The sequence below is a fragment of the Phocaeicola sp. HCN-6420 genome (assembly GCF_037890145.1).
Classification (GTDB): Bacteria; Bacteroidota; Bacteroidia; order Bacteroidales; family Bacteroidaceae; genus Phocaeicola.
Window position 1 is genome coordinate 77,622 of the sequence record NZ_JBBKBJ010000007.1, and the last position, 22,497, is coordinate 100,118.

At 45.1% G+C, this 22,497-nt stretch carries 16 protein-coding genes; 5 read left to right on the plus strand and 11 right to left on the minus strand.

The features are described from left to right. Window positions 1-21: 21 nt before the first annotated feature. From WKT12_RS06210 to xseA, 8 genes are all read right to left on the minus strand, one after another. A complete protein-coding gene (locus tag WKT12_RS06210) occupies window positions 22-1,101 on the minus strand; it encodes a DUF1573 domain-containing protein (RefSeq protein ID WP_340319154.1) in 1,080 nt (359 codons plus the stop codon). A gap of 173 nt (window positions 1,102-1,274) precedes the next feature. Further along, window positions 1,275-6,956, minus strand: coding sequence for an alpha-2-macroglobulin family protein (locus WKT12_RS06215; RefSeq protein WP_340319156.1), 5,682 nt, complete (start codon window positions 6,954-6,956; stop codon window positions 1,275-1,277). A gap of 327 nt (window positions 6,957-7,283) precedes the next feature. Further along, window positions 7,284-8,384, minus strand: coding sequence for an Mrp/NBP35 family ATP-binding protein (locus WKT12_RS06220; protein ID WP_340319157.1), 1,101 nt, complete (start codon window positions 8,382-8,384; stop codon window positions 7,284-7,286). 18 nt (window positions 8,385-8,402) lie between these two features. Next, window positions 8,403-9,161: a tRNA (guanosine(46)-N7)-methyltransferase TrmB gene (gene trmB / locus WKT12_RS06225; protein ID WP_337420392.1), complete on the minus strand. Its 759-nt coding sequence runs from the start codon at window positions 9,159-9,161 to the stop codon at window positions 8,403-8,405. A gap of 142 nt (window positions 9,162-9,303) precedes the next feature. Next, complete coding sequence (locus WKT12_RS06230) at window positions 9,304-9,924, minus strand: DUF975 family protein (RefSeq protein ID WP_340319158.1); 621 nt, start codon at window positions 9,922-9,924, stop codon at window positions 9,304-9,306. A gap of 45 nt (window positions 9,925-9,969) precedes the next feature. Continuing rightward, entirely contained in the window at window positions 9,970-10,995 is a 1,026-nt protein-coding gene (locus tag WKT12_RS06235) for a branched-chain amino acid aminotransferase (RefSeq protein WP_340319190.1), read from the minus strand. Window positions 10,996-11,065: 70 nt separating this feature from the next. Further along, window positions 11,066-11,284: an exodeoxyribonuclease VII small subunit gene (gene xseB, locus WKT12_RS06240; RefSeq protein ID WP_340319159.1), complete on the minus strand. Its 219-nt coding sequence runs from the start codon at window positions 11,282-11,284 to the stop codon at window positions 11,066-11,068. A 2-nt stretch (window positions 11,285-11,286) separates the two neighbouring features. Further along, window positions 11,287-12,585: an exodeoxyribonuclease VII large subunit gene (gene xseA, locus WKT12_RS06245; protein WP_340319160.1), complete on the minus strand. Its 1,299-nt coding sequence runs from the start codon at window positions 12,583-12,585 to the stop codon at window positions 11,287-11,289. Window positions 12,586-12,683: 98 nt separating this feature from the next. Between xseA and WKT12_RS06250 the strand changes: the two genes are divergently transcribed. From WKT12_RS06250 to WKT12_RS06260, 3 genes are all read left to right on the plus strand, one after another. Continuing rightward, window positions 12,684-14,045, plus strand: a complete 1,362-nt coding sequence (locus WKT12_RS06250; protein WP_021971232.1) for an MATE family efflux transporter — start codon at window positions 12,684-12,686, stop codon at window positions 14,043-14,045. A 107-nt stretch (window positions 14,046-14,152) separates the two neighbouring features. Then, complete coding sequence (locus WKT12_RS06255) at window positions 14,153-14,785, plus strand: cytidylate kinase-like family protein (protein WP_021971233.1); 633 nt, start codon at window positions 14,153-14,155, stop codon at window positions 14,783-14,785. A 565-nt stretch (window positions 14,786-15,350) separates the two neighbouring features. Then, window positions 15,351-15,815 (plus strand): PH domain-containing protein, encoded by a 465-nt coding sequence (locus tag WKT12_RS06260; protein WP_270243435.1) that lies wholly within the window; start codon window positions 15,351-15,353, stop codon window positions 15,813-15,815. A 17-nt stretch (window positions 15,816-15,832) separates the two neighbouring features. Here WKT12_RS06260 and WKT12_RS06265 read toward each other — a convergent pair whose 3' ends face one another. Beyond that, window positions 15,833-17,887 (minus strand): RNA degradosome polyphosphate kinase, encoded by a 2,055-nt coding sequence (locus WKT12_RS06265; protein ID WP_340319161.1) that lies wholly within the window; start codon window positions 17,885-17,887, stop codon window positions 15,833-15,835. 60 nt (window positions 17,888-17,947) lie between these two features. On the opposite strand from WKT12_RS06265, the gene WKT12_RS06270 reads away from it, so the two are divergent. Together WKT12_RS06270 and rfbB are read left to right on the plus strand one after the other, a co-directional pair. Next, entirely contained in the window at window positions 17,948-18,439 is a 492-nt protein-coding gene (locus WKT12_RS06270) for a metallophosphoesterase family protein (RefSeq protein ID WP_340319162.1), read from the plus strand. Between the two features lie 60 nt (window positions 18,440-18,499). Continuing rightward, the gene (gene rfbB / locus WKT12_RS06275) at window positions 18,500-19,639 is read left to right on the plus strand and encodes a dTDP-glucose 4,6-dehydratase (protein ID WP_340319163.1); all 1,140 of its coding nucleotides are present in this window, start codon (window positions 18,500-18,502) and stop codon (window positions 19,637-19,639) included. A 335-nt stretch (window positions 19,640-19,974) separates the two neighbouring features. On the opposite strand, the gene thrC is transcribed toward rfbB, so the two are convergent. Both thrC and WKT12_RS06285 read right to left on the minus strand, forming a co-directional pair. Beyond that, a complete protein-coding gene (thrC, locus tag WKT12_RS06280; RefSeq protein WP_340319164.1) occupies window positions 19,975-21,276 on the minus strand; it encodes a threonine synthase in 1,302 nt (433 codons plus the stop codon). A gap of 6 nt (window positions 21,277-21,282) precedes the next feature. Next, window positions 21,283-22,497 carry a cofactor-independent phosphoglycerate mutase gene (locus WKT12_RS06285; RefSeq protein ID WP_340319165.1) on the minus strand — a complete coding sequence of 405 codons (1,215 nt, stop codon included), beginning with the start codon at window positions 22,495-22,497 and terminating at the stop codon, window positions 21,283-21,285.

The following is a 22,497-nucleotide window of genomic DNA, read 5'->3' on the forward strand; positions in this document are numbered from 1 at the left end:
ATAAAGCCTCGACAGAAACTATCAGGGCTGCTTGATTTTCGCCTTGACCCGGATAGTTACAGAAGGCTTTTTCGGGTCGTTGGTAATCATCAGTACACGCGGAGTACCTTTCACACGTGGAAGATTCTCTGCCAGTACGGTAATCTTCAGTTTGGTAGACTCACCCGGCTTCAGTACCGTCTTCTTCAAGTTGACGGCAAGAGCGATGTTGAATACCTGCATATCCTGAATCACCAGATCGGTCTTTCCCGTATTGGTGATGATGACATTCTGCGATTTCTTCTGCTTCGGCTTCAGCGGAGGGAACTCCAGCAATGTAGTAGAAAGTGAAATCTGCGGAGGATTGTTCTTCTGCTGTTCGGTCAGCCCGGAAAAATCGGGCAACAAAATAGCCGAAACAGGAATTTCATTGTCACTGCCAACCTTATCGCCCGGATAGCGCGACAAGTACACCGATGTACGGGTAATACCAAATTTCGGCAACTTTTCGGTATCGAGGGTTACAACAATCTTACCGTTCTTGCCTCTTCCCAGCACTTCGGGAACAGCTTTTGCGCTCAGATAAGGAGGCAAATGCATCAGCACAGGAGAATAAGCCTTATTAGACGTATTGGCAACCAAAATATCAAATTCCGGATGTTCACCCTTATTTACATCATTAAATTCGATTTCATCCTTGTCCAGACGTATCGCCCCGAAAGCCACAGGATGCGTAAATGAGTAGTTCTTTGCATCGGCAGTCACCTCACCATTGAACTCCAGATAAATGGGACGATAGGAAGCATTGCAGTAAATACCTACTTCCTTGTAAAAATGTCCGATAGCTTCGGCGTCGAACACAGCCGTTACCGTACCCTTTTCGCCGGCAGGAATCGGAGATTTAGTCCAGTCCACTTCCGTACAACCGCACGAAGAAGTAACCTTCGAAATAACCAGCGGTTTGTCGCCCGTATTGGTAAAATGATAAGTAATGGTCACCGGATTGCGCCAAAGCACATATCCCAACTCCTGCACATCCTTGTCGAATGTTATTTTCGGCTGTGCCTGAGCAGCCAAGACAGCGGCAAACAATATATTGAGAATAAATAAAATACGTTTCATCTTTCAAAGTGTTACTTGTTTAGAGTGAACAAAGATAAAGAGAAATTCAAAGACGAACAAAGGTTGGTTGTGAATTAATATAAATTTGCCGATACAGCCGGAAAAAGAAAAGCAGGCTGGAACAGCCTCTTCCACAGAGAGAACTGCCCCAGCCTGCCTCTTTTTATCGATTTTTATTCTACTGTCAATGTCTGCCCCTCGGTGTGTCCGCTGAACTCGGGAGCGTAAACCGACTGAATGGTTGCGGCACCAGCCTGATAAGTTCCCGTACGGTCTAAGTAAACAGTGTATTCCAATATGTAAGAACCTTTCGGCAGACGATCGATAAAGAACTCGGTAGAAGCGTCACGGTTCACCTGATAATATCCCAGTCCGTCGCTCCACCGATAACCGGATAACTGCGTATCAGGTTCCATGCAGGCTGCACGTTCATCCTTCACCCGAATAAAATCCATATCGCGGTCGGCCTTTATCGTCAGTCGTACCGTCACCTTATCTCCAGCGTGCAGCACCGTCTTTCGGGAAACCTGCTTACTGTCCATCCACCATTCACGTTCTATAGAAACACCATTTCCTTTTGCCGGAAGCACTTTATCCATATCTTCCAGATATTGTGCATATACAGCTCCCCAGCCGATACCGGTTCCCGATTTCGAAACGACCACACGTTCTACATGCGTATCTGTTCCGGTCAGTGTCTTGCGAGTATATCCCAATGCATCGTCGGGCGTTCGTACCTCCACGTTACCGGCTACAGCTTTCATCGCTCCATTTACTTGCAACCGGTTACCCGAGCCATTCAAGAAAGCATATACCGCATCGGCTGTAGCGATGCTACTTTCCCACACCTGAACCTGCTTCTGCTTGAGCAGCCAAAGCTTCATGCTTGCCAGCATATCCGCATCGGGGGCAATCTGCTGAATGGCTTCCATGGCAGCTACCTGTGCAGGGATTCTGTAATTACTCCATGAATATGGTGCTTTCGGCGTATCGAAATATACACCCACCTGCGGCGTACTTACCGTATATTCCTTGATAGACTGAACCAGTTCCTGTGCCTGACGCTGTCTGCTACCGGCTTGCATAATGAGTCCAATCATCGCCTTTTCACCGATAGAGTACTCAGCCGAACGGTTTTCCAGCCTGTCCGTCATGTAGGCATTCACCTGCTTGTCTGCCAGCGAAGCAGCCTGCTTGTCGAGCGTGCAAACATACAGATAGTGTACCACCTGCCCGTTGGGAACAAGAGTTGTCGTACCTTCCTTTTCCAACTTCTTCATTGTTTCATAATCTTCCTTCACCGCTTTCTGCAAATAGCCCAAGGCCCGCGTATACATCGGAGCAACCTTTCCGTCCAGTGTCACGTTCATGTGCTGCAAGCGTGCCAGCATCTCCACAATCTGCGTCGTAATATAACGACTGCCTGTCATGCCTTTATACCAGCTCCATGAGCCGTCTGCCAGTTGCAACTCCTGCAAACGTTCTACCGAAGTGCGCAGACGGTTGTTCATCGAATTCAGGTCGAACAGCAACGCAATGCGCCGCTTTTGTTCGGATTCTTCCGTAGCTTCAGAAATCCACGGAGTTTCTTCGAGCAACAGATTCTTCAAATCCTGATTGCGTTCGAGGTTGCTCAACAGGGTTTCCTTGTTACCTCCCTGAGCCATCCAGGTATCGAATACTTGCTTGATGCGGGGATTTGCCTTTACAATAGCCGTAGCCAGTGAATTGGCATAATAGGCAGTCGCCCATGAAAGTGCGTCTTCTTCAGTCGGATTGCCGACAACAGGCAGTGCCTGCACCGCATACCAGTCGGGATTGGCTGTCAGTTCTACCGTCAGCCGTCGTTCGGTAGCCGTCTTGCTCTGCTTGTTGAACAAGTCTTCCGTTCCGACTTCCGTCATGCTTTCTCCATCCAACTGAACAGGAACGGTTTCCGTCATCCACTGCTTATCGGTCAGTACCGGCAGATAATGCTGCTCACCGTCGCTATATTCTCCCGCCTCAGCAGTAATCCGGCAAACCAGCATATCGTACGTATCAGGAATCTGGCAGTCGAACCGTACGACTCCCGTTGTTCCTTCTGACACACTGAACGGCTGCTGATAGTCGTACACCACTTCTTCCGTCACCGGATCGTATAGTTTAATACCGGCATTTCCTTCAATCTTGTCCATCGACAGATTGACCAATGAGGCAGCAATAACGGTGCGGTCGCCTTTACGGACAAAGCGCGGCATATTAGGCTGCACCATAAACGGCTTGCTCGTCTTCACGGTCTGCGTTAGCATGCCGTAATCGACAGCCTGCGTATGTGCCAGTCCTGTGAACTTCCATTCGGTCAACGCATCCGGTACGGTAAAGATCACACTTACACCACCCAGCGAATCGGTCCGCAAGTTCGGATAGAAAAAGGCCGTTTCGGCAAAGTTTTCACGTACCGGAATCTTCGTATCTTCACCTTCCGCAGCTTCTACGGCAGCATCATTTTCTACAATCTGCAAGACGTCCTCCACTCCGGCACTGCCACTATCTTTCTTAAAGTTGGACGATATTACATTCGGAGCAGCGACTACTGCCGATTCCTCTACAGTCATGGCTGGCTGATATTTCACTTCTACGACATTTCCTGCGCTCTGTTTGGCAAGCATACGGTTCGAAGTGCCCAGCAAACTGACACCCCGCGTATAAACGGTTCCAGAGAATACCAGCAAGGAGCTATATGCCCCATTCAGCAAATCCAATCCCGTATAAGTTCTTACGTATGGGAAACCGCCATACATGCCGACGCGCTGGTTGGCCGACAGCATACCTGCCTGAATCCACGGGACGGGACGAGAAAACCAAAGGTTAAAACGCCAGTCGTGCTGGTACAACTTATCGAGCGAAGCATCGTAAAGCGATGCCATCAGATTGGCTCTTACCGGCTTTCCGGCAGCATCCGTCACACGCATCCGCCATTCTTCCTGACTGCCCGGCTGCAACTTATCTCTGAAAGTTTCCCATTTCAACGTCAGTTTCTTTTCCGGTTCCGGCCGGATGATTGTCGCCTGCTTACTGTACAGACTACCGTTTCGCATAAAAGCAAAGTTTACGGTAATGCCATCACCATACATTTCCTGATAAGGATAGCTGAACGTTTTGATTTCATCACTCAGCATCAGCCGTTGAGAAGCAATTCGTTTGTTCCCACTATACACGTCGACCTGCAGATAAACATCCTTTTCGCTGGTTCCGACGTACAAGGTTGCCGGAGCCGAATCGCTGAATTCGTTTCTATCCTGATAAAACCAGTCGATAGTCGGATAAGGAAGTCGAGTATCCAAGCGTGAGAACAAGATAAAATCCTGTTCCGCCGTACAAGTCCGTCCCTGTACATCCGTTGCCGAAATCTCGATACGATATTTACCGGAAGGCAATGCCAGCAGGTCGGAAGGTACAAACGACTGCTGTGCCACAGCCTTACCCTCCAGTTGCTGTTTACCCTTATTACCTTCCTGATCCAATGCAAACACACGGTAACCAACCTCTGTCTTTACAGGAGTACCGTTCAGATTCAAAGCCATGAACTGCACCTTCTCCTGTTTTTCACGCATAACGATATCCGACAGACCTCGTATCTGCAAGCCCAACGACTGCTTGCCTACCGGAAGAGATAGAGTTCCCGTCTGTGTTTCACTGGCACCGTCGGTTACCTCCGCCTGCACTTCGTATACATAGTAACGGTAACCCAGTCCGCCCCAATCAGTTGTTTCGGGAGCAGTAAGTACCATGTTCACCCGAAACTGTCCATCGGCATCGGTTTGAACTTCTCCAGTTTCCAGCTCTACCTTATTGACGCCTCCCATGCGGAACCAAGTTCTTTCGGTACGGGAAACCGTATATCTCACCCTCGCCATGCGGACAGGTGCGCCGGCAAACGTCTTTGCCTCCCCTTTCACGGTAAGGGAATCACCCATGTTGTACGAATCTTCGTAAGGAGTAAAGACCACATCGAAAGTGGGACGCTTGTATTCTTCGACCTTGATTATAGCAGAAGCCCCGTCAGTCGACACATAATACGTGCCGGGAAGCAGGTTCTGTGGCAAGACAAATTCGCCAGACAATACGCCAAAATCGTCGGTCGATACCGCACTCTCCGCCACACTTTGTTCGGAAGAATACAATTTCAGGGAAGTCTTTTCTCCCTTGACCACCCGAAGAGAATCACCGTTCTGTTCGTAAACCATACCGGAAACATAGACTTTCTGTCCTGGACGATACAGCGAACGGTCGGTAAACAAGTTCACTTTTTTCTTCCATCCTTGTACCGTTTCCCTGACAAATGATGCGTTTCCTCCTATGCCCGAAATAGCAGCAAAGTCATTTCCTGCCGTACGGACATTGTAATAAATCCTGCCCGAACGGGGAATGTCGACCATCGTACTGCCCTTTCCATCGGTCTTGTATACCTGAAGAACGCTGTATTCGTTGCCGTTCAACCGATACGTAACGACTTCCGCTCCCGGAACAGGCTTACCCGTCAGCTTATCCACCACGACAAACTCCTTGCGTTCCTCGGACACCGGAATGCTGATGCACTGATAAGGAGAAACAAACAGCAGTGAATAATCGATGCCTTTCTCCGCCTCTTGAGGAATCTGTTTCAGCATGTAAATCCCTGCTTCGGGCAAGGTATAGTGCAATACCGTGTCACGCTTTTCGTAATCGGGAGTCGGCGATAAAGCATAATGGCGCGAAGCTATCTTAGTTCCGTAATTCTTTATCAAGGTTTCCTCCTTCAGATTGCCGCGAAGCAACGAAGAAGCAGGTGAAATCTTCAGACGATACAGTTCGAAAGATACACCTTTCAGGTTGGCATACGTCACATTGATATCTGCTTCCTGCTTAGGATATACCAGCGGAATATTGACCGAAAGATACGGACTGGAAGCAAAATCGATGTATGAACGCAACTGAGATACCCATTCGTGCGCCGGGTATTTCTTTATTCCTTCGCGTGCAGCCTCAACCGATTTGAGTGGCTGGTTGTTCATGCGGTAAACATACGCCAATTTCACATATACATCGGCGCAGACAGGCAAATCCTTGTACTCCTCTGCCAGCTTACGCAATTCCTCTGCCGCTTTCTCCGGTGTCAGTGCCTCACGCACGATACTACTTCCTGCACCTTCCCAGCAGTACAACACCCGCGCTTCTTTGGTTAGCAAAGCCGCCTGACGATTATTATTGTCGCCATAAAACGTTATTAAGTCATCGTACAGTGTCAATGCTTCCGACACACATTTCCGACGGTCGGCATTAAAACGATAAGCCGACAACCGGTCAATTGCCTGCCGCGAAAGCAGATCGAACATATTATCATTCAGGTATTCCTTACTCAGTTCGCCGGAAGTGGTCATGGGACGGAAGTCCTTGGCAGAAGCCTTGCCCAATGCCTCCTTATCTTTCAGCGAAAGACGGAAATACCGTATGGCATCATCTTCCGTACCCAACTGCTGATTATCCAGTATCAGACTGCCCATTATATGATTCAGCGCAGCACGTCCCACCAAATCCGTTTCACTTTCTGCCCATCGCCGGATGCCATCGTACTCCGCCTGTGCGCTGTCCGGAGTAAGCCGGATGCGTGATTCAGCGCGTACAATGTAAGCCTTCATCATTTGAGGGATGTTCTTTTCACCTTTTGCCTTAGTGTATATTTTATCAACTACACTAATCACCGTTTTCGGCAAGTCCTTCTTCTGGCTTACTTCTACCTCTTTCCAAAGTTCATCGTAACTTTGTGCCTGCAAGATAGAAGGGAATAAACTGATAAACAGCACCAGCCAGCTCAACAGATGTACTTTCTTCATATTCTGTATAGTTTGGTTTCACATAACATTGTTCTATAAAGAAAAGAATTATTTCCTTAAAGGCTGCACTGATTTTAATTAAATTATCTGAAACTCAGACAAGCTTTCTCTGAAAACAGCAAAATGTCACATTTATCAGCCGAAACTTCTTTCGAAATCCCGCCGAGGTTTGAAAAGAAACATGCCCACGTTTGCTCCAACTTCCGCCCACGTTTTTCCTAAAACCTGCCCATGTTTTTTAAGAGATCCCATAAAAAAAGGAGAATACCCTCCTTCACTTTTGCAAAAAGAGAGTATTCTCCTTATATATCTGTTATACGTAATTACTTATTTATGCGTCTTTACAACCTGAGTCGGTGCCAGTTCAACATTCCGTTTTTCGGTTTGTGCTACGACATTGCGAGCCAGTTCCAGGAAAGCCTGTCCGATAACAGAGTTCTCATCCAGCGCAACCGGTGTTCCTTTATCTCCGTTTTCGCAGATGCTCTGTACAATAGGAATCTGTCCCAGCAACGGCACATGCAATTCTTCTGCCAGCCGTTTGGTTCCTTCCTTACCGAAAAGATAATATTTGTTCTCGGGAAGTTCTGCCGGAGTAAACCACGACATATTTTCTACCAGTCCGAGGATAGGAACATTCACCTTATCATTCATGTACATATTGATACCCTTACGTGCATCGGCAAGGGCAACTTCCTGCGGAGTACTTACAATAACAGCTCCCGTGATGGCAAGTGTCTGAAGCAAGGTCAAGTGAATATCACTTGTTCCCGGAGGAGTATCGAGAACAAAATAGTCCAATGCTCCCCATTTTGCATCGCCAACCAATTGTTTCAAAGCGTTGCTTGCCATACCTCCACGCCACAAAGTAGCCTGATCCGGATCGACAAAGAAACCGATAGAGAGCAGTTCGATGCCATATTTCTCAATCGGCACGATCAAATCACGACCGTCTACCATTTCTGCATACGGACGAGCATCCTCTACCTGAAACATCTTAGGCACAGAAGGACCGAAGATATCAGCATCGAGCAAACCAACCTTATAGCCTAACTTGGAAAGTGCTACAGCCAGATTGGCTGCTACGGTAGACTTACCTACTCCACCTTTACCGGAAGAAACGGCAATCACATTCTTCACCTGCGGAAGCATTTTTCCCGGTTCCGGACGAGCCGCCTGACGGCTTTCGGTAGCTATTGTTACTTCTACGTCTTTTGATATATAGGTATGAATAGCAGTTTCGGCAGATTTAACTACCGATTTCATAAACGGATCAGTCGGTTTCTCGAATATCAATGAGAAGCTCACCTTCATCCCGTCGATACGAATATTGTCGGCTACCATTTCGGCTTCAACGATATTCTTTCCGTTTCCCGGATAACGCACCGTTGCCAGTGCATCAAGAATTAGTTTTGGATAAAGTGTCATAATATCTCCTATTATTGTTTATTTACTTGTTTTCAGTCCGCTGCGCTTACTGCGGTTGTAGCTGCGGTAATCATCCAGTTCGATTTCTACATCCGGTTCCTGCAGTTCTCCCTCTTGCGGCAAGCGGAATTTAATATACTTTATATTCAATCCTCGGTCCAGCCATTGCTGTTCGTAATAGGTACGGATGCTCAAAATATCGTCATCCATCCCTGAATGATACAAATCGTCGGTGATAAATTCTACCGGCAGTTTATTGGCTTCTATCATGTACTTGGTATAAGTAAACATGAAATTGCTATCCGTTTTCAAATGTACCAGTCCATCCGGCACAAGAAACTTACGGTAACGGTTCATGAAATACGTAGAAGTCAGTCGCTTAGTAGCTTTCTTCATCTGCGGATCGGAGAACGTCAGCCAGATTTCACTCACTTCTCCCGGAGCAAAAAAACGGTCGATGATTTCGATGTTGGTTCTCAGGAAAGCCGCATTTTTCAGTCCTTCATTCAGAGCTTCGGTAGCTCCCGTCCACATACGTGCACCCTTTATATCCACCCCGATGAAATTCTTGTCGGCATAGCGTCGCGCCAGTCCCACGGTATATTCACCACGACCGCACCCTAACTCCAGCACAATCGGATTTTCATTTTTAAAGAAATCGCGGTTCCATTTTCCTTTCATTTCGAACGGAACATCATCTACTACCGAATACGGATATTCGAACACATGCGGATATTCCGCCATATCTGCAAACTTTGCCAGCTTTCCTTTTCCCATTTTTACTGAGTTCTTCTTGTTTTGGGCACAAAGTTACGTTTTTTCACCGGAACGGACAAAAAAGAATCACCATAGAAAACAGCGGACAGACAGAGGTTTGTCTTCCTCTGCCTGTCCGCAATATACTATAGTGATTTATAAATCAATTATTATTCTCTTCTTCGCTTACACATCTATCGCTTAATTCAGCCTTCAGATCTTCATAGAAAGCAGCACGAGCCGTATTCATGTAAGGTTGCAAGAACAGCAATCCGATACCCAAAGTCAATATAGATAAAATCATCCAGCCGATAAAGCTCAAATCGAGCAAGAATAATTTCATCTTATAGCCGTTCATCATACGCATGCTTTTTTCGATAGCCGCATTGTATCTCAATTCAGGCTCATCCTTTAATATAAAAGGAGTCAAAGCGTATGAATACGATTTGACAATACCCGGAATAATCAACAGGCAGGTCCACAGAATCGTATAGACAGCAACTAAAATCAACGTTCCCCAGACTCTTCCAAAATCCTTGAAACCATCGAACAGTTTTCCTATATCAATAGGTTTCCCTTCACGGAACAAGTCGAGAAACAATATTGCAAATCCATACGCAAGCGGATACATTACGATAATAGCAAGTACACTTCCTGCAACAGGAATGGAACTAACACCTCCTGCTATCAGCAGATAAACCAATGTAGCAAGCGCAGCCATCATCCAGTTACCCGACAATGTCGTACGCGAAGCAGCTCTTAACTCTGAGTTTAGTTTTAACATAGTATTAAAATTTAAGGTTGATTATTTATTGTTTATCAGTAATAATTATTCTACAATCATTACCCATCCGTACGGATCAGCCTCGTCACCATACTGGATTGCACGCAGTTTGTTATACAGTTTCTCGCTGACAGGTCCTGGCTTGCCGTCTTTTGCAATGACATACGACTTGTGGTTTTCCAGATCGTCGATGCGTTCTATCGGACTGATAACGGCTGCCGTTCCACATGCACCAGCTTCTTCGAATGTAGAAAGCTCTTCTTCCGGAATAGGACGACGTTCTACCTTCATACCCATATCCTCAGCAAGTTGCATCAAGCTGCGGTTTGTAATGGACGGAAGGATAGAAGTTGACAATGGTGTAACGTAAGTATTATCTTTGATACCAAAGAAATTGGCAGCACCACACTCGTCAATATATTTCTTTTCCTTAGCATCCAGATAAAATTCGCTGGCATACCCTGCATCGTGCGCCATCTTGTTGGCACGAAGACTGGCGGCATAGTTACCACCCACTTTGAAAGTACCGGTTCCCAGCGGAGCAGCACGGTCAAATTCACGGATAATAACATACGGATTAGTAGCAAATCCACCTTTAAAATAAGGACCTACCGGAGTAACGAAAATCACAAACAGATATTCGCTTGCCGGATGAACACCCACTTGTGCACCTGTACCAATCAGCAACGGACGAATATAGAGAGAGGCTCCGCTTTCGTAAGGAGGAATGAAACGTTCGTTTGCCTTTACAACCATACGCACTGCCTCACAGAATTTCTCGGTCGACAGTTCAGGCATCAGGATACCTCTACAAGTACTTTGCAGACGTTCTGCATTGGCCTGCGGACGGAATACACGAATCTTGCCGTCTTTTCCACGATAAGCCTTCAATCCTTCGAAAGCTTCCTGTCCGTAGTGCAGACAAGTTGCAGCCATGTGAATATTCAAAGTTTCTTCTGAACAAAGTTCCAGTTCACCCCATTTTCCGTCACGATAGTAGCAACGTACATTGTAATCTGTCTTCATGTAACCAAAAGACAGATTAGACCAATCAATTTCTTTCATTTTAATATAATGTTTATGTTTTACATTCCTTATAAGTGTTCAAGCAAAAGTAAGGCTTATATTTGCAAAATCCAACTTAATCACTGCTTTTTTCCATAGTATTGCCTTCATCAAGCATCTTTTTGATTTCGACATCAGCCTTATACAACTTCTCGCGACAATATTTTATCAGCTTTTGAGCTTCTTTCAAATTGTCGCCCAGTTCATCAATATCGAGTTCATTGCTTTCAATTCGTGCTACGATAGCCTCCAGACGCTTCATAGCCTCGGTATAAGTTTCCTTTTTCGCTGCCATAATTATATCACTTTACTCTTGAATTCTCCTTTTGATACCCGGGTAGTTACTTCATCTCCCGGACGAAGCTGAGCCACATCCGTCACAGCTTTTCCATTCTTTAAGGTAATACTATATCCCTTTTTCAGTAATAATTCGGGGGAAGAAGCCTTTACCTGCTGCTCCAGCATTGCCAGACGGTGCTTCTCCCGTTGCATAACCGACTCCAACGCCACAGCTATCCGGCGGTCTACCTGCAAACGGTACTCTTCTTTCAACAAACGGGTCTGCCATCCCATCTGCAATTGCTTCGTCAATCGCTCCTGACGGAAACGCTCATGCTGCAAGCGCATCTGCACCCGTACCGGAATACGTGAAACCCATTGTTCAAACTGTTCCTTCCGGCGAAGGAACAAGCCCGGAAGTTCCTGATAAAAAAACTGAGTATATTCTTCCAGACGCTCTGCTGTCTGCCTCATATGGTCTATCAAAAACTCGGCAGCAGCCGTCGGGGTTTTAACTCGCGTATGAGCTATCATATCGAGAACCGTATCATCACGCTCATGCCCGATACCCGTTATTATGGGTAAAGGGAACTGGGCACAATTGGTAGCAAGCTCGTAAGTATCGAAGCCCGACAAATCGGACGTAGCACCACCACCTCGGATTATTACAACCACATCCCAACGTTCACGTTCTGCATTGATTTTTTCCAGCGCACGGATAATGGAACTTTCCACACGGTCGCCTTGCATAACAGCCGGAAATAAACGAGGATAAAAAACAAAGCCATAAGAATTATTTTCCAACTGATTGCAGAAATCACCATAACCGGCTGCCGTAGCCGAAGAAATGACTGCTATGCGTTGCGTCAATTCCGGCAACTCCAGCTCCTTATTCAGCGTCAAAACGCCTTCTTCATCAAGCCGCTTCAAGATTTCTTTCCGGCGAAGTGCCATATCGCCCAACGTATAAGTAGGATCTATATCAGTAACAGTCAACGAATAGCCATACAATTCATGGAAATCGACACTCACCTTTACCAATACTTTGATGCCCGAAACAAACGCCTGTCCCGTTTCCCGCTCAAAATATGCCTTCAACAGATAATATACATTACTCCAGATAATTCCCCTTGCCTTGGCAACCAGCATATTGCTTTTTGCATCCTTCTGTACAAACTCCAGATAACAATGTCCCGAATAATTGGCACGTACATCACTAAGCTCAGCTTGTACCCAATACGTATCGGGCAGGCACGTACGAATACTTTTGCGCACCAGAGAATTCAGCTCCAGCAAAGATAAAGAAGAATGTTCCATAAATCTGAAAATTTCATTGATGCAAAGATAAAGAAAGTTTTTCCCTTATAGGGAATTTTAAGTACCTTTGCCTCGATTTTAATCGTAAAAAGAGTTTTATGACACAAAAAGGAACTGCAACCGAACTGGGAAACCAGCCCATCGGCAAACTATTGATGCAATATGCCATTCCGGCTATTATCGCAATGACCGCATCGTCACTTTATAACATGGTAGACAGTATCTTTATCGGACACGGAGTGGGTGCAATGGCCATTTCAGGTCTTGCCATAACCTTTCCTCTGATGAATCTGGCTGCCGCCTTCGGCTCACTGGTAGGTGTAGGAGCTTCCACACTGGTTTCTGTTAAACTGGGACAGAAAGACTACAATACCGCCCAACAAATCTTAGGCAACGTTGTATCTCTGAACCTGATTATCGGTATCATATTCACCATTATCACACTGGCCTTCCTCGATCCTATTTTATATTTCTTCGGAGCCAGCGAAGCTACCCTGCCATATGCACGCGACTATATGGTCACAATTCTTTTAGGCAACGTCATTACCCACATGTATCTGGGGCTGAACTCCGTACTTCGTTCGGCAGGACATCCGCAAAAGGCTATGGTAGCGACAATACTTACGGTGGTCATCAATACCATACTCGACCCGATATTTATCTATGGATTCGGGATGGGAATACGTGGAGCTGCCGTAGCAACCATTCTGGCGCAGATCATTTCACTCTGCTGGCTGATTAAATTATTCTGCAACAAAGGTGAACTGCTTCATTTCCGCCGAGGTATTTACCGGCTGAAGAGAGTACTGGTAGAAAATATCATTGGAATAGGTCTGGCTCCTTTCTTTATGAACGTAGCATCGTGCATGATTGTCATCCTCATCAACAAGGGATTGAAACTGTACGACGGCGACCTTGCCATCGGTGCTTTCGGAATAGTCAACCGAATCACTTTCCTGTTTGTTATGATTGTCATGGGACTGAACCAAGGTATGCAGCCCATTGCCGGATATAATTTCGGCGCCCAGCAGTATCATCGTGTAAACCACGTCATGAAACTCACGGTCATTGCAGCCACAATCGTTACCTCTACCGGATTTCTGGTAGGTGAACTTATGCCGGAACTTGCCGTATCTGCCTTCACAACCGACCAGACACTGATAGACCTGTCGGCACGAGGACTGCGCATTACCGTGATGTTCTTCCCGATTATCGGCTTTCAGATGGTAACCTCCAACTTCTTCCAAAGTATCGGAATGGCTAAAAAAGCCATTATCCTTTCACTCAGCCGGCAAGTTCTGATATTGATTCCATGCCTGCTGATCCTTCCTTTGTTTTGGGGAGCAGCAGGAATATGGTTCAGCATGCCAATTTCTGATATCACAGCCAGCCTGATAGCGGGTTTCATGCTGTACAATCAATTCAAACAATTCAAGCATAAAGCAGCAGAACTAAATTAAAAAATAACATTTTTTTCTGCAGGACTTGATATGTTTCTTGCCACGAGATGGTAGAATATTTAAAATTTTAATTATATTTGCCTCACTTAATCCTAATTCACTTGATTATGAATGATCACTATATAATCAATCTTGGGCGTCAGCTGGGCAGCGGCGGAAAAGAAATCGGCGAGAAACTGGCCAAAGACTTAGGTATAGCTTTTTACGATAAAGAGCTGATAAATCTGGCTTCCAAAGAAAGTGGACTTTGCAAAGAGTTTTTTGAGAAAGCAGACGAAAAGGCTTCCCAAAGCATATTAGGAGGATTATTTGGAACACGCTTTCCTTTTGTGACCGAAGGTGCCTATCCTTATAATTCATATTTGAGCAATGATTCATTGTTCAAGATTCAGAGTGACGTGATACGTCACCTGGCAGAACAGAAGTCATGCCTGTTTGTCGGTCGCTGTGCCGACTACATTTTACGCGATTTTCCGCGATGTGCAAATATCTTTGTATCTGCTTCTCCCGAAGCGCGCATTGAAAGACTGATGAAACTGCATAACATCAGTGCAGAAAAAGCAGAAGAACTGATGGAGAAAGCAGACAAGAAACGTTCTTCGTACTATAACTATTACAGTTACAAGACATGGGGAGCAGCTGCAACCTATCACCTCTGCATCGATTCTTCGGTTTTAGGCATTGACGGAACTGTTGAATTCATCAAACAATTCGTAAAGCTGAAATTACAGCTTCCTTAATTTTTTCACAAACATTGATTCATTAATCTATTTATACTATTCTCTATTCATATGGATATAATAAATCCTCAATATTAACACTTATAATTACATATAAATTGCCGCATGTGAAAATTGCTGCTTCAACTGTAGTACACAATATCCTATATTAATGTTATCTCAGAAATAAAAGAATATATATCCACCTGTAAAGCCACTTCCCCTAGTATAAAAGTTGTTGTCTTTACAGGTGGAGAGTACACCTTATTAAAAGACGATTTGATATCTGCAATTAGTTTTTGTGCTAATCTTGATCTTAAGACAAGAATTGTATCCAATGGTCATTGGGGTAAAAGTTTAGAAACAGCTCAAAACTATATCAAACACAAGTTACCGAAAAGAATGTAATAAAGCTGTGGCAACTTCGAGGAAACGATACACACACATACGATATCACAAATAACTTACACAATGCTATTATTAAATTAGCCACAGATATTGCCAATATTAATAATTTAACAAAAGAAGAGCAAGAAACCATTTATGGAGTATTAGAAGGAAGTATTAATCATAAAAATATTGAAAAATGAAATTTTTTTTTATTCCTGATAAAACTATTATTACAATATCAATATTGTGCGCAATAGGAATTTATTTCATGATAACTTATGTTATCAATGCACACAAATGGTATTCTACTATTCCTACAATTTTAGCAATTGGACTTTTCATCTTTTTTATTCTAAAAACACCTTATTGTACCTATATTGAAAAGGAAACTATTATTGTAAAACAAGTATTTGGCTCTATAAAAATCACTGACATAAAAAGCATTAAGCCTATTAAAAAAACAGATTTAGCAAATACTACTAGAGTACTTGGAAACGGAGGTTTTTTAGGATATGTTGGAACTTTCCACTCTCCTAAATTAGGTAAGTTTTATATGGCAGCTATAAATAAAAATGAATTGGTTAAAATTGTAACTTATAGTGGCAAAATCTATGTCATCAACTACCCACACTCTTTATTAGAAGACAGAATAAACGAATAACCTCTCCCTACAAATCCTCACTCAATATTTTTCTTATACAAATACTGATAAAAATCATATTGAGCACGCACTTTCGGTTCATCGGGAGTACGCTTGAAAATGTTCCTCAACTCACTATCTACCCAGCAGGCTTTCCAGTTAGCACGAAGTTGAATATCGAGCATATCCATCAGTTCCTGCTTCAGGTCTTTATCCAAGACCGGAGTTACTGCCTCTATCCGACGGTACAGATTACGTTTCATCCAGTCGGGAGAGCCGATAAACAACCGCGGATCTCCATTATTACCGAAATACCATACTCGGGCATGTTCCAGAAAACTGTCGACAATACGGGTAACACGAATATTACGACTGAACGATTCTCCAGGCACCAGACAGCAGATTCCGCGCACGATGAGGTCGATTTTTACGCCCGCCTCGCTTGCCCGATACAGCTCATCTATCATAGCAAGGTCTTGCAGCGCATTCATTTTAAGTATGATTCTCCCCGGACGACCACTTTTAACCAAGGCAATCTCATGGTGAATCATCCGTTTTAACTCCGGAAGCAGATTGAAACGAGCTATCAACAGGCGCTTAAACTTAGGTTCTTCTACTTCTTTCCGCAAGAAACGGAACAGTGTATGCATATCTTCCACTATCACCTTGTTGCAGGTATATAGTGCAATATCCGAGTATATTTTGGCCGTTTTCTCATTGAAATTGCCCGTACTGACATAGGCATAACTCCTTATCTGCTCACCATTTTTATTGTAGCGCAAGACGAGAGCCACCTTAGCATGTACTTTCAGTCCCGGTATACTAAACAGAATTCGGATGCCGGCATTCCTCATCAGTTCGGCAGTTGCCATGTTGTTCTCCTCATCGAAACGAGCTTTCAACTCCACAAAGACCGTCACCTGCTTACCATTTCGCGCAGCTGCTATCAAGGCATTGATGACTTCCGAATGTTCCGCCACACGGTATTGAGTAATCATTATTTCCTTGCAGAACGGATCGTGTACCGCTTCGTACAGAAAATGAATAAAATGATCAAAACTATGATACGGATAATGCAGCATCAAATCTTTTGTTGCTATACGACGATACATAAAGTGTTTACCTTCCAGTCCGGCAAGACGCATCGGAGCAGGCTTTATCAACGGCTTTAAATCGGGGTTCGGATTGGGCAATGAAGCCAAGTCTTCCAGATTCAAATGCTTGTCACCCGGAACCAGTTCCTCACGGTCGATAGAGAAAGCATCCGTCAGAAAAGCCAGAAAATCGGCAGGCATTTTACGGTCGTATACAAAGCGGGCTATTGCACCAATCTTGCGTTTCTTAACCTTTTCCTTTAACTTCTCTACCATATTTTCAGAAGGAACATCATCGACAAAGACATCGGCATCGCGCGAAATCTTGCAACAATAACTGCAATCGACTTCATATCCAACAAACACCTCCGCCAGATTTGCCTTGATAACATCTTCCAGAAACATCAAATAATAGTTTTCTCCCTGCCGCGGGAGCTCCACGAAACGAGGAACTTTACTATACGGCATCTTGATAATGAAGTATTCCATCTGTCCTGTTTCGCGACAACGTACCCGCACAGCCAGGTATTGCCGCTTGTCGCGAAGGAACATCCGCACCCGTTCTTTCTCAATCTTTACCGGCTGAAGATAGGGAAAGACCTCTTCCATAAAGAAGCGATGTACAAAATCGCGGTGAAAAGGCTCTACCTCCCGTTTCGACTGATAGAAAATGATATGATTATCCCGCAGACCGGGCAATATTTTCTGTTCATAAATGCGTATTCTGTCTTCCAACTGCGTGTTGACAATTTCTGCTATCTTCCGAATCAATTCGTGTGCCTCGTCTACCGTCATGTCCTCGCTTTTCCCGCCCGAAGCTACAGCTTTATGCTCGGCCACACGGACTTTGTAAAATTCTTCCAGATTAGATGAATAGATAGCTATGAAATTTATCCGTTCATATAATGGCAAATCGTCATCGTCGGCCTCCAGCAGGACCCGATGATTGAACGACAGCCAACTGATATCGCGGTTGAAATATCTGTATTGTTTTTCCATAATGTCACAAATCAAGGTTGACTCAAAAATACTATCTTTGCCTGACAAAACCAAAGAAATATGACAAGAATCGGATTATTATCGGACACGCACGGTTACTGGGACGAACGTTACCTGAAATACTTTGAACCGTGCGACCAGATATGGCATGCAGGTGACATCGGTTCGATGGAAATCGTAGAACGGCTGGAAGCGTTCCGCCCCCTGAAAGCTGTATACGGAAATATCGACGGACAAGACATGCGACGGCTGTTTCCGGAAACAGCCCGCTTCACGGTGGACGGTGCAGATGTGCTGATGAAACACATCGGAGGCTATCCGGGTAAATACGATGCCTCGATACGCTCTACCTTGTTTGCCAATCCTCCACAGCTTTTCATCAGCGGGCATTCGCATATCCTGAAGGTAAAGTACGACAAGTCGCTGAACCTGTTGCATATAAACCCAGGTGCTGCCGGAATATACGGTTTCCATACTGTACGCACACTGGTACGTTTCAGTATCGACAAAGGTCGTTTTTCCGACCTGGAAGTAATAGAATTAAACAAGTAATTGTTTGTCTGATTAAAAAAACTTTCCGAAATTTGTAACCGATTTTAAGCAAGACCTTATATGAAAACTTATCTAGTCACAGGAGCAGCCGGATTTATCGGCGCAAATTATATAAAATATATCTTGGCGAAACACGAAGACATCAAGGTAGTCATACTTGATGCACTGACTTATGCCGGAAATTTGGGAACTATCTCGAAGGATGTCGACAATGAACGCTGTTTTTTTATAAGAGGTAATATATGCGACCGCGAACTTGCCGACCGCCTGTTTGCCGAATATAAATTCGACTATATTGTCAACTTCGCAGCCGAAAGTCACGTAGACCGCAGCATCGAAAACCCACAATTATTCCTTCAGACCAATATTCTGGGTACACAAAACCTGCTGGATGCAGCCCGCCGTGCATGGGTTACCGGAAAAGATGAAAACGGTTATCCTACATGGAGAAAAGATGTACGCTACCATCAAGTTTCAACCGACGAGGTATATGGCTCACTGGGAGAAGAAGGTTTCTTTACCGAAGAAACTCCTTTATGTCCGCACAGCCCGTACAGCGCTTCGAAAGCCAGTGCCGACCTGATTGTCATGGCTTATCGCGATACGTATAAGATGCCGGTCACCATTACACGCTGCTCGAACAACTACGGTCCTTATCATTTTCCGGAAAAGCTGATTCCGCTGATCATCAAGAATATTCTCGAGGGGAAACGCCTGCCGGTATACGGAAACGGTACAAACGTACGCGACTGGCTGTATGTAGAAGACCATTGCAAGGCGATCGACCTGGTAGTACGCGAAGGAAAGAACGGTGAGATTTACAATGTAGGAGGTCACAATGAAAAGCAGAACATCGAAATTGTAAAACTTACCATTGCTACAATCCACCGCCTGATGGAACAGGAACCTGCTTATCGCAAGATATTGAAGAAAAAAGAGCTGGACGAAAATGGCGAAATCCGTATTGACTGGATAAATGATTCACTGATTACATTTGTAAAAGACCGCCTGGGACACGACCAGCGTTATGCCATCGACCCGACCAAGATCACTCGTGAACTGGGATGGACTCCGGAAACAAAATTCGAAGACGGTATCGTGAAAACCATTATCTGGTACCTGAACAATCAGGAATGGGTTAAGAGTGTTACCAGTGGTGACTACCAGAATTATTACGAAAATATGTATAAGAATAGATAAGTAATTCGTTATACGACTTGTACAACAAGAAAAATCCCGCAGGACTGCTTCATCTGTCCTGCGGGATTTTCCGTTTTTATTGTTCAACAGTCTGTTTCCGGCAAATCGGTTATAACCGGCAATTCCTGTTCTTCGACTCACGAAATCAGTCCTTTTTCAGGAAAGATTTACCAGTTCCCCGTGAGAGGTAGAAAACGTTCTGCGAAAAGCTCCCGGGTTTTTGTACAAACAAAAAAATCTTTTGTACAAAAAATAAAAAAACATGCCGACATTTTTTCAGCCTTTCCAGCAGAAGCGAAAAAGCATTCCGCCACCAAGAGCAACAAACGTTCCGATTACTGTTTCAGCAGATAAGCCTTAAACGAAGCAAAGTCTTTCTGCATCGGTACACTCTGCTTGGTTCCCCGCATAAAAGCCTGCAACTTTTCGGGAATCTTTACTTCTGTGCCGATAATATCTTCTACTGTCTGCAGGAACTTGGCAGGATGAGCTGTTTCCAGAAAGACACCGTTTTCTCCCGGCTTCAAGTCTTCTGCCAAAGCGCGATAGCCGCAAGCTCCATGCGGATCGAGCAGATACCCGGTTTCCTCGTAGGTCTTCTGTACCGTTTCACGTATCTGTTCGTCGGTATAGGTTTCTCCACTTACTTCAGAGGCGATGGCATCGTGACTGCCTTCGTATAAGTCGAGTATGCGGGCAAAGTTACTCGGATCGCCAACATCCATCGCATTGGCTATCGTTGCAACCGAAGGACGAGGATTATATTCTCCGGTTTTCAGGTACTGATAGAAAATATCATTCCGATTATTTGCTGCGATAAAGCGCTTCACGGGAAGTCCCATCCGCTTGCCAAACAGTCCGGCTGTAATATTTCCGAAGTTTCCGCTCGGCACACAAATAACCAGATTGTCTGCCTTGCCCTGCTTCTTCATTTGCGCATAGGCGTAGAAATAATAAAAAGCCTGTGGCAGGAAACGAGCCACATTGATGGAATTAGCCGAAGTGAGTTGCATGTGTTCATTCAGTTCCTTGTCCATGAAAGCGTTCTTCACCAAGGCCTGACAGTCGTCGAACGTACCGTCTACCTCGATAGCCGTAATATTCTGTCCGAGCGTAGTAAACTGTTTTTCCTGAATCTCGCTCACCTTTCCTTTGGGATAAAGCACGTACACATGAATACCTTCCACACCCAGAAAACCATTTGCCACAGCACTACCCGTATCTCCGGAAGTCGCTACCAGCACATTAACCTGCTTCTTGCCTTCCTTACGGATAAAGTATCCCAGCAAGCGTGCCATAAAGCGTCCGCCCACATCCTTGAAAGCTAAGGTAGGACCGTGAAACAGTTCCAGCGAATAGATATTATCTTTTACCTTTACTACCGGTGCATCAAAGCTCAGTGTATCGTATACGATATGCTTCAGTGTATCGGCAGGAATGTCTTCTCCAAAGAAAGCATCTGCCACACGGTATGCAATCTCCTGAAACGACAGGTTTTCTATCTCATCGTAAAAAGACTGAGGCAGGGATTTGATGGAACGGGGCATGTACAAACCCTTGTCGCCAGCCAGTCCGCGAACTACGGCTTCTTCCAGTGTCGCATCGGAAGCCTTTTTATTGGTGCTGTAATATTTCATAACGCTCTATTGTATTTTCATAAACTCATTCATAAACTCGTCTTTCTCCATCGTGCCGTATGCTCCTTCGCGACAAGCTATTTCGTCGTAACACTGCACGCTGTCGGGTTCTATACCCGGATAATAGATCAGGAAGGGTACCGGTTCGGCTGTATGGGTGCGCAGCTCGCACGGCGTAGGATGGTCGGGCAGTACGGCAATGGCCACCGGTTCATCCCAGTTTTTCACTTCTTCGTAAATCGGTCCCAGTGCACGACTGTCCAGATATTCGATGGTCTTCAGTTTCAGGTCTACATCGCCTTCGTGCCCCGCTTCATCGCTTGCCTCTATGTGAAGGTAAACAAAGTCGTCGGTTTTCAAGGCCTCGATGGCTGCCTGTGCCTTTCCTTCGTAATTCGTCGTATAGAGTCCGGTAGCTCCTTCCACGTCGATGCAGCGCAATCCGGCATAACGTCCGATACCCCGAATCAGGTCGACTGCCGTAATGACCGAGCCTTTGCGGATTGAAGGATACTTTTGCGACAGCGGTTCCATCTGCGGACGATAACCGGGACTCCAAGGCCAAATGCTGTTAGCCGGGTCTTTTCCCTCTGCCACCCGCTTCAAGTTTACCGGATGAGTAGCAAGTAGTTCCTGCGACTTCAGGATCAATGTGTTCAGTAGATCGGCAGTTTCCTGTGCTTCGGGACGCAGTGCTTTTATCAGATTCGGACGGAAAGGTTTCAGCGGAACATCATGGGGTGGTACACATGCCAGATGTTTATCCCCACCTTTTACCACCAACAGGTGACGATACTGCACGCCAGTATAGAAACGAATGCGGTCTGTACCTAATTTCTCATCCAGATACTTAATCAACTGATCGGCCTCTTCGGTAGTAATATGCCCTGCCGAATGATTTTTCAAGATATCTCCTTCCACACAAATCAGGTTGCATCGCATAGCCATATCTCCCGGTTCCAGATCCACACCTATACTTGCAGCTTCAAGAACACCTCTTCCTTCGTATACCAAAGGGAGGTTGTAACCCATAACCGACATGTTTGCCACCTCACTACCGGGATGAAATCCGTCGGCAACCGTTTTCAGCATCCCCGTACGTCCCATTCGGGCCAGCTTGTCCATATACGGAGTATTTGCATATTGTAGCAATGTCTTGTTTCCGAGCGACGGTACGGGCCAGTCTGCCATACCGTCTCCTAAAATAATAATGTGCTTCAT

Coding starts and splice junctions, on each gene's coding strand:
- WKT12_RS06210 (WP_340319154.1), bottom strand. CDS start 1,101: ATGAAACGTATTTTATTTATTCTCAATATATTGTTTGCCGCTGTCTTG.
- WKT12_RS06215 (WP_340319156.1), bottom strand. CDS start 6,956: ATGAAGAAAGTACATCTGTTGAGCTGGCTGGTGCTGTTTATCAGTTTA.
- WKT12_RS06220 (WP_340319157.1), bottom strand. CDS start 8,384: ATGACACTTTATCCAAAACTAATTCTTGATGCACTGGCAACGGTGCGT.
- trmB (WP_337420392.1), bottom strand. CDS start 9,161: ATGGGAAAAGGAAAGCTGGCAAAGTTTGCAGATATGGCGGAATATCCG.
- WKT12_RS06230 (WP_340319158.1), bottom strand. CDS start 9,924: ATGTTAAAACTAAACTCAGAGTTAAGAGCTGCTTCGCGTACGACATTG.
- xseB (WP_340319159.1), bottom strand. CDS start 11,284: ATGGCAGCGAAAAAGGAAACTTATACCGAGGCTATGAAGCGTCTGGAG.
- xseA (WP_340319160.1), bottom strand. CDS start 12,585: ATGGAACATTCTTCTTTATCTTTGCTGGAGCTGAATTCTCTGGTGCGC.
- WKT12_RS06250 (WP_021971232.1), top strand. CDS start 12,684: ATGACACAAAAAGGAACTGCAACCGAACTGGGAAACCAGCCCATCGGC.
- WKT12_RS06255 (WP_021971233.1), top strand. CDS start 14,153: ATGAATGATCACTATATAATCAATCTTGGGCGTCAGCTGGGCAGCGGC.
- WKT12_RS06260 (WP_270243435.1), top strand. CDS start 15,351: ATGAAATTTTTTTTTATTCCTGATAAAACTATTATTACAATATCAATA.
- WKT12_RS06265 (WP_340319161.1), bottom strand. CDS start 17,887: ATGGAAAAACAATACAGATATTTCAACCGCGATATCAGTTGGCTGTCG.
- WKT12_RS06270 (WP_340319162.1), top strand. CDS start 17,948: ATGACAAGAATCGGATTATTATCGGACACGCACGGTTACTGGGACGAA.
- rfbB (WP_340319163.1), top strand. CDS start 18,500: ATGAAAACTTATCTAGTCACAGGAGCAGCCGGATTTATCGGCGCAAAT.
- thrC (WP_340319164.1), bottom strand. CDS start 21,276: ATGAAATATTACAGCACCAATAAAAAGGCTTCCGATGCGACACTGGAA.
- WKT12_RS06285 (WP_340319165.1), bottom strand. CDS start 22,497: ATGAAGCACATTATTATTTTAGGAGACGGTATGGCAGACTGGCCCGTA.